Below are 7,790 nucleotides of genomic sequence, written 5' to 3'. Positions count from 1 at the left end.
TAAGTATTCCCAGGGAACCACGGTTCCTGAGACCCCCCATGCAGAACACGTGGTCGATAGGCCGGACGTGGAAGCCCCGCGAGGGGTGGAGCCGACCGGTACTAACGGGGAAGCGCGACACACATTCATCCCCTCCTATAGGGGACGGCATCAACCTCTTTCTGCGAATGCACGCGACACGGAGCAACCGTGACGTCACAACCCAAGCGATCAACAGCGTCCACCATCCGGTCCCCGAACCACCAGCATCCGGGGAGGAACATCCCTGATAAGAGAAGATTTGCGGCGGTCATAGCCCAGGAGAGACGCCCGGTCCCATTCCGAACCCGGAAGCTAAGACCTGGCACGGCGATGGTACTGCACCCGAGAGAGTGTGGGAGAGTAGCACGCCGCCGCATCACACGATAAGAAAGGCCCTTGGTCGAGCAACAGCTCCCAAGGGCCCTCGCATATCCGAACCCACCCGCCACACGCGCCCCCGCCGGCACGCCGGGGACCACCCTCCGACGCGCGTGCCGCGCGCCACCTCCCGCCAGCGGGAGGAAACACACTCCGACATTGGGTAGCTCTTGCGGGGCGGGGAAAAATCTATATAACCTTCGCTTGTTGAAATATGTTGCGGTATGATGTTCTGTGTCCTGCGGCCGCCAAGAGAAAGGCAGCGATGATGCCCGCCGATACTCCGAAAATCATCTTTCTTGATGTGGATGGGACGCTCGTCGATTATGAGAACAACCTGCCCGACTCCGCCGTCGGGGCGATTCGCGAAGCCCGTGCGAATGGACACAGGATCTACATCTGCACCGGTCGTAGCAAAGCCGAGGTCTATCCGCCATTATGGGAGATCGGGCTGGACGGCATGATCGGTGGTAACGGCAGTTATGTGGAGAGCGATGGCGAAATCGTCATGCACCGGACATTGAGCCTCGACCAGTGCACGCGCGCCGTCGACTGGTTGGACGCGCGTGGACTCGCGTTCTATCTGGAAAGCAACAGCGGATTGTTCGCCAGCAGGGATTTCGAGAACGGTGCGTTGGAGGCTGTACGCGCCTATTCGGCGCGCAAAGGCAAAACGAATGCGGATACGATGACCGTTCACGACGGATACCCGGACATGATCTACGGCGGCGAACTGTATCGTGATGACGTGAACAAGATCAGTTACGTGCTCGGCTCCCAACAGGATTTCCTCGATGCCGAACAGGAATTCGACGACATGCATAACGGCACCTGGGGCGGTAGGGGAGCGACCGCCCTATGGGGCGATCTCGGTGTCAAGGACATCACCAAAGCACATGCCATCGATTGCCTGCTCGCATATCTCGGTGCCGATCGGGCCGACACCATCGCATTCGGTGATGCGGCCGTCGACGTGCCGATGCTCGAATACTGTGCCTATGGCGTGGCAATGGGTAACGGGTCGCCCGACGTCAAGCGGGCCGCAGATCTCGTCACCGACGACGTCGAAGAGGATGGTCTGGCGCACGCGTTCGCACGACTTGGATTGATCGGGCGTCGGACCACGGAAACAGGACACGGTGAAAGGTGAAGAACATGAACCGCAGCATCATCTTCCTCGACATCGACGGCACGTTGTTCGGGCGTGACCATATCATCGCCCCATCCACGCTTGACGCGATTCATACCGCGCAACGCAACGGACATCTCGTCTTCATCGATACAGGGCGTTCGCGTCCCGAAATCGATGACGACGTGCTCGCGCCCGGATTCGACGGCATCGTCGGTTCGGTCGGCGCCTACATCGAGATCGGCGGCAAAGTGCTGCTCGACCGGTTCATCGATCCCAAGACGGTGACGCGCGTTACGCGCGTGTTCGATGAGATCGGCGTCAACTACATGTGGCAGTCGTCACAGGGATTATGGGCGTCGGCCGGATATATGGCGCACGTCGACTGGGTGCGCCGCAACCTGCGCGCCGACTACGGCGGCGATTGGTGGCGTGTACTCGAAGCGAGCAAAGCCGACGCCTGGCTTGATCACGTCGATCTCGGCGAACTCGTCCCCGCCTCGAAATGCACGTTCTTCGCACCACCCTCGTCACGACTCACGTTGGACGATATCCGTGAAGCCGTCGGCGATCATCTCCACATCGTCAGCGGTTCGATGGGATTGGAGGCGCCGACGAACGGCGAAGGGATGACGCCGGGAATCGACAAAGGCACCGGACTCGCATACGTGGCCGGTCTGTATGACGTCGACATCGCCGATACCATCGCCATCGGCGATTCGGAGAACGATACCGAGATGATCGAAACGGCCGGCGTGGGCGTCGCCATGGGCAATGCGACCGACGGCATCAAGGCCATCGCCGATTGGACCACCACCGCGGTGGACAAGGACGGCATCGCCGTCGCCTTCCGGCATCTCGGTCTAATCTGATTCGCAAGCCGCGACACGGCGGAGGAAGGGCGGAATAGGAAAGTTCAAAGTTCAATGAACTTTCTGATGTCCTCGATCTCCGTCTCACGGATGGCGTGGCCCATGCCGGTGTATTCGCGGGATTCGAGGCGACCGGTCTCTCCGAGCACACGGTGCGCGGTACGCTGGTCGTCGATTGGGATCGTGCGGTCTTCGGAACCGTAGAGCAGCAGGAAACGTGTATCGCCGCCGATCGCCGAACCGTCCGTCGTCTCCTCTCCCTTGAACGACGGACTCATCAGAATCGCCGCATCGAACACGTCGGGGTGTTCGCGCACGATGCGGTAGGACATATAGCCGCCCTGCGAGAATCCTACGAGGATCTTCCGCCGGGACGCGAACATCGGCGAATCCAGCAGCGCGACCACCGCATCGCCCACCGCTGAGCACTCCCGGCGTCGCTCCTCGACGCCGCAACCGTCCGGATACCAGTAAGCGCCGCCCATATAATCGCGGTCGTAGGTGCCGTGGAACGACAGGTAGCTCGGGGTCCGTCCCGTCCCCGCATACACGCCGTCGATGACGCGGATCATCTCACGCTCATCGTTGCCGTAGCCGTGGAACATGACGAACAGACGGTCGTCGGCCGCCCTCCCATCGCCGTCCGTGGCGATGGTTTCGATACGGTTCACCGAACTGAGACGCATGATCGTTCCTTCCTGTCGCACATGGCCGTGCGTCGCATGCCATCCGTGACACGCGACGCACGTTTTCCTTCAGTGTCTTCAGTGTAGAGGGAGCCCGGCCGTCACCACAGGCCGATGAGTCTCCACCATCCCAGACCGACGGTCAGATAGATGGCGACCGTCACCACGCCGCATACCAGGCCGACGCGCAGGAACTCGGCGGTCTTCACGTAGCCCGCGCCGTAGATGAGTGCGGACGGGCCGGACGCGTAATGCGTCATCGCGCCGATCAGACCGGACGTGCAGCCGAGCAGCAGCGCCGTCGCCATCGGGGGAGCGCCGGCCGCGACCGCCACGGACAGGAACAGCGTGTAGATCGCCACGACCTGCGCGAGTTCGGAGGCGAACATGTAGTGCAGCAGGAAGTAGCAGACGGTGAGCAGGACGAGCACCACCGGCCAGGACCAGCCTTCGATGGAATCGGCGATGAACGCGCCCGCCCATTCGGTGACCCCCAGTTCGTTCAACGGGGTGGCCATACCGACGAGGATGCCGAAGAAGATCAGCGTGGACCATGCGGACGAGTTCGCCGCCATCTCCTTCCATGTGATGATGCCCGTGACGAGCAGCACGGCGACGCGGAGGAACGCGACGGTCGTGGCGTTGATGCCGGTGATCTGGCCGGTCGCCCACAGGACGAGCATCGCCGCGAAGGTGAGCAGCATGATCCACTCCTTGACGGACAGGCGTCCCAGCGACTTCAGCTCGGCCTTCGCATCCGCCTGCGCGCTCGGCACGTGCCTGACGCTCGGCGGGTAGATGAGATAGACGAGCGCGGGGATGACGATCAGACACAGCAGGCCGGGCACGATTGCGGCCAGAGCCCATGTGCCCCAGGAGATCGGTGCATCCGAATCGGAGGCGAGTTGGGCGACCACCGGGCCGGCGGCCATTGCGGTGATGAACATGGAGGAGGTGATCGCGTTCACGTTGTTCGCGGTGATGCACAGGAACGCTCCGATGCGGCGGCGCGACTCATCGGACTTCGGCGTGGATTCCTGCACGTCGCTGATCGACGTGATGATCGGGAACAGGATGCCGCCCAGACGCGCCGTGTTCGACGGCGTCGCCGGTGCGAGCAGCAGATCGGCCGCGGTCAGACCGTAGGAGATGCCGAGACTGGACTTGCCGAGCAGGCTGATGAACACGAGCGCGATGCGTCGGCCCAGTCCGGTCTTCACGAATCCCTGGGCGATGAAGAACGCGGCGACGATCAGCCAGATCGACGCGGAGCCGAGACCGGAGAACGCGGCGGTCTTCGGATCCATCGTGCCGGTGAGCATCGCCACGGTCAATCCGATGATCGCCACGGCGGACGTGGGCAGCGGCTGGAGAATGAGCCCGAGGATCGTGCCGAGGAAGATCGCCAGCATGTGCATGCCTTGGGCGGTGAGGCCGTCGGGCACGGGCACGACGTAGATGACGAGGGTCACGGCGATGCAGATAGCGGCCTTGAGCGCCTGCGCATGCGGGATGGAGGCTGCGGCCTTGGCCGCCGCCGGCGTCGCGGAGACCGACTGCGCGCTCGGGGAAGACTTCAACGGTATGGACATGGTCATCGTGACTCCTTCATTGGGGCTGTCCCTCCGGACTTCATCGGTGGAGGGAACGGATGATGCGACCGATTGCCCCAAGGCTACGATGTGGGCTTCGGCACCCGCAAATAAGCGACGCCTATATGGGGGCCGACTGTTCCGGCACGCCGTTGCGAATCGTCGGAACCGTTGCGGGGAACGGCGTGTCGTCATAGTGGTCCCGCTTATTTGTGGGGGCGTGCGGTCCGCTCCTATCGTATGAGGCGACGCGGCGACGAAGCCGACGACAGGACCTGAACCGACATCCGAACACAAGGAAAAGGAGCGACACCATGACCGGATTCGCCACACTCAAGGATTCCTTCACCAACCGCGGCCTCGCCGCCACGATCGACGAACGCGTCATCGCCGACGTGGACGGCCTGCTGCCCGCCGCCGTGCAGTCGCTCGACATGCAGGAGGAGACCGTGTACGAGCGTTTCCGGAGCATCGGTGACGATCTCGGCAAGCGCCTGTTCCTGATGGGCGTGTGCCGCGAGAACCGCCGTCTGTTCTACCATGGCATGTCCAAGCATCTGACCGAATACATGCCGATCGTCTACGCGCCCACCGTCGCCCAGTCGATCATGCAGTACGACAAGTACTATCTCGGTTCCGACGTCGCCTACGTGTCCATCGAACACCCCGAGCGCATCAAGGATGCGCTGCGCCAGTACGCCGAAGGCCGCGACATCGACCTGATCGTCGCCACCGACGGCGAAGGCATCCTCGGCATCGGCGACTGGGGCGCGCAGGGCGCGGAGATCCTCACCGGTAAGCTCGCCGTCTACACGGCGGCCGCCGGCATCGACCCGGCCCGCGTCCTGCCCGTCATGATCGACGTGGGCACCGACCGCAAGGAGCTCCTCGACAATCCGCGCTACGTCGGCAACCGCTTCCCGCGCGTGCGCGGCGAACGCTACGATGCGTTCATCGACGCGTTCGTCCATGACTGCCTCGAGCTCTACCCGGACGCGCTGCTGCACTGGGAGGACTTCGGACGCCCCACCGCCGCGCCGATCCTCGAACGCTACCGGGGCGACGTGCTCACCCTGAACGACGACATCCAGGGCACCGGCGTGACCGTGCTCGCCGCGCTCGTCGCCGCCCGCCGCATCGCCGGCACCTCCTACGACGACACGCGCATCCTCGTCTTCGGCGCGGGAACCGCCGGCGTCGGCATCGCCGACCAGCTCGTCGACGACCTCGTCGTCAGCGGCGGCATGGACCGCGCCGAGGCGATGGGACGCGTCGCGCTCGTCGACCGCTACGGTCTCATCGTCGAAGGCCAGGACGGACTGACCGACGGCCAACGCAAGTACGCGCGCAAGGCCGGCGAATTCCCGTCGCTCGCCGATCCGACCGACCTGGCGTCCGTGGTCGACGCGTTCCAACCGAGCGTGCTCATCGGCACCTCCACCCGCCCCGGCGCGTTCGACGAGCGCGTGGTGCGCGCCATGTGCGCCCACGTGGAACGCCCGCTGCTGTGCCCGATCTCCAACCCGACCGAACTTGCCGAGGCGAAGGCGGCCGACGTGATCCGCTGGTCCGAAGGCAAGGCGTTCGTCATCACCGGCACCCCGTCCGCGCCCGTCGAGTACGAGGGCGTGACCTACCACATCGGCCAGGGCAACAACGCGCTCATGTACCCGGGCATCTGCTTCGGCGCGATCGTCGGCAAGGCGCGGCTCGTCAGCGACCGCATGCTGCTCGCCGCCGCGCACGCCATCTCCGGCATGATCGACGTGGACGAGCCGGGCGCCGCCGTCCTGCCGCCCGTCAGCGATCTGAAGGAGATCTCGCGCAGGGTCGCCGTCGCCGTCGCCGAACAAGCCATCGCCGAAAGCCTCAACCGCGAACCCGTGCCGGACGTCGAAGCCGCCGTCGAAGCGAACACCTGGCGCATCGGCTGAGCCGCGGACGGACACCGTGGCGGGCGCCGCCGCGGTCGGATCGGAGCCGCCTCGCCTCGGGGACCACGCTACAATGGCGTGAGGAACCTCAAGGCAAGGCGGCTCATGGCATCGATAGACAACATCCGCGATCTGGAGTTCTTCCAGCTCGTCGCCGAACTCGGCAGCTTCACCGATGCGGCCGCGGCCGCCCGCGTCTCCCAGCCCACCGTCTCCCAGGCGGTCAAACGGCTGGAACGGCGGCTCGGCGCGACGCTCATCGAACGACGCCGCTTCGGCGCCGGGGGAGAGGCGACGCTCACCCCGGCCGGCCTCGCCCTCATCCGCCACACCGCCGCGATCCTCGACGAGATCAACCGCCTGCCCGACGAGATCGCGCGTGCCGGACGGTCGGACCTCGCGGAGGGCGACGACCAGACCGTCTCCTACTCCGTGGGCCTGCCGCCGATCATCTCCGCCTACCTGCTGGGCGACGAGACCATCGACGCCCTGGCACACACCCTGTCCGGCGAACTCGACGGCGAGGTCACCGTGCAATCCGTCGGATCGCGCCGGCTCCTCGACGCCATCGAACGGCATACGGTCGATTTCGGCGCGGTCGCCGCCGTCGAATCATCGCCGTCGTTCGGCGTCGCGCGCACGTTCCGGATTGCGTCGTTCCCGTTCGGTCTCGCCTACGCGAAAGCCGGCGCGGCCGCGACGGCGCTCGCCGGCAGGATGACGTTCGACCTGTCCGACGGGAAGGCGATGCGAGGCATGCGGTTCGTCACCCTGTCCGACGATTTCGTGCATTCGAAGGCGGCGGGCGCGTTCATCCGCTCCCGCATCGACCCCACGGACATCATCGAGGTCGCCGACGTCGGCACGATGAAGTCGATCATCGCGTCCGGCATCGCCGTCGGACTGATGGCGTCCGTCGCGGTGGAAGGCGACGGACGCATCGCGTTCATGCCGGTGACGGGCGCGACGCTGCCCACCTTCGACGTCTACGTGTTCGACGACACCTCCTCGCATCCCGACGCGCGCCGCCGCCGGGACGGGGCGGACGCCTTCCTCGACGTCATCGGGCGGCGGCTGGCGGGCTGATCCTCCGGGCCCGCCGGCCGTTCCTGATCCGGCACGGAACGTACCGGATGGCCGCCGGAACGGGCCCGCGAACCATGGCAACGCTACCATGG

General features: G+C 65.0%; 6 protein-coding genes and 2 rRNA genes. 6 read left to right on the top strand and 2 right to left on the bottom strand.

Features of this window, described 5'->3' with window-relative positions; genetic code table 11:
- The 4 genes from AC1AYP_RS05635 to AC1AYP_RS05620 all read left to right on the top strand — a co-directional run.
- Positions 1-125: ribosomal RNA gene (locus tag AC1AYP_RS05635) — 23S ribosomal RNA — on the top strand; the annotation flags it as partial.
- 156 nt (positions 126-281) lie between these two features.
- Positions 282-398: ribosomal RNA gene (rrf, locus tag AC1AYP_RS05630) — 5S ribosomal RNA — on the top strand.
- Between the two features lie 266 nt (positions 399-664).
- On the top strand, positions 665-1,549 hold the full coding sequence (locus tag AC1AYP_RS05625) for a Cof-type HAD-IIB family hydrolase (protein ID WP_476502312.1): 885 nt from the start codon (positions 665-667) through the stop codon (positions 1,547-1,549).
- 5 nt (positions 1,550-1,554) lie between these two features.
- On the top strand, positions 1,555-2,400 hold the full coding sequence (locus AC1AYP_RS05620) for an HAD family hydrolase (protein WP_476547084.1): 846 nt from the start codon (positions 1,555-1,557) through the stop codon (positions 2,398-2,400).
- Positions 2,401-2,444: 44 nt separating this feature from the next.
- Here AC1AYP_RS05620 and AC1AYP_RS05615 read toward each other — a convergent pair whose 3' ends face one another.
- Both AC1AYP_RS05615 and AC1AYP_RS05610 read right to left on the bottom strand, forming a co-directional pair.
- A complete protein-coding gene (locus AC1AYP_RS05615; protein ID WP_476532884.1) occupies positions 2,445-3,086 on the bottom strand; it encodes an alpha/beta hydrolase in 642 nt (213 codons plus the stop codon).
- 101 nt (positions 3,087-3,187) lie between these two features.
- On the bottom strand, positions 3,188-4,684 hold the full coding sequence (locus AC1AYP_RS05610) for a DASS family sodium-coupled anion symporter (protein WP_476547082.1): 1,497 nt from the start codon (positions 4,682-4,684) through the stop codon (positions 3,188-3,190).
- A 206-nt stretch (positions 4,685-4,890) separates the two neighbouring features.
- Here AC1AYP_RS05610 and AC1AYP_RS05605 point away from each other — a divergent pair, with 206 nt between their 5' ends.
- Both AC1AYP_RS05605 and AC1AYP_RS05600 read left to right on the top strand, forming a co-directional pair.
- A complete protein-coding gene (locus AC1AYP_RS05605; protein ID WP_476547080.1) occupies positions 4,891-6,612 on the top strand; it encodes an NAD-dependent malic enzyme in 1,722 nt (573 codons plus the stop codon).
- A gap of 105 nt (positions 6,613-6,717) precedes the next feature.
- Positions 6,718-7,698 (top strand): LysR family transcriptional regulator, encoded by a 981-nt coding sequence (locus AC1AYP_RS05600; protein WP_476547078.1) that lies wholly within the window; start codon positions 6,718-6,720, stop codon positions 7,696-7,698.
- Positions 7,699-7,790 lie beyond the last annotated feature (92 nt).

The organism is Bifidobacterium sp. LH_424 (assembly GCF_056356895.1).
The sequence above is the reverse complement of the archived record's forward strand: the minus strand, read 5'-3'. Positions and strand labels throughout refer to the sequence as shown.

What these genes read in the sequence shown, in the direction of transcription:
- AC1AYP_RS05600 (WP_476547078.1), top strand. Translation starts at nt 6,718, where the DNA reads ATGGCATCGATAGACAACATCCGCGATCTGGAGTTCTTCCAGCTCGTC.
- AC1AYP_RS05610 (WP_476547082.1), bottom strand. Translation starts at nt 4,684, where the DNA reads ATGACCATGTCCATACCGTTGAAGTCTTCCCCGAGCGCGCAGTCGGTC.
- AC1AYP_RS05620 (WP_476547084.1), top strand. Translation starts at nt 1,555, where the DNA reads ATGAACCGCAGCATCATCTTCCTCGACATCGACGGCACGTTGTTCGGG.
- AC1AYP_RS05625 (WP_476502312.1), top strand. Translation starts at nt 665, where the DNA reads ATGATGCCCGCCGATACTCCGAAAATCATCTTTCTTGATGTGGATGGG.
- AC1AYP_RS05615 (WP_476532884.1), bottom strand. Translation starts at nt 3,086, where the DNA reads ATGCGTCTCAGTTCGGTGAACCGTATCGAAACCATCGCCACGGACGGC.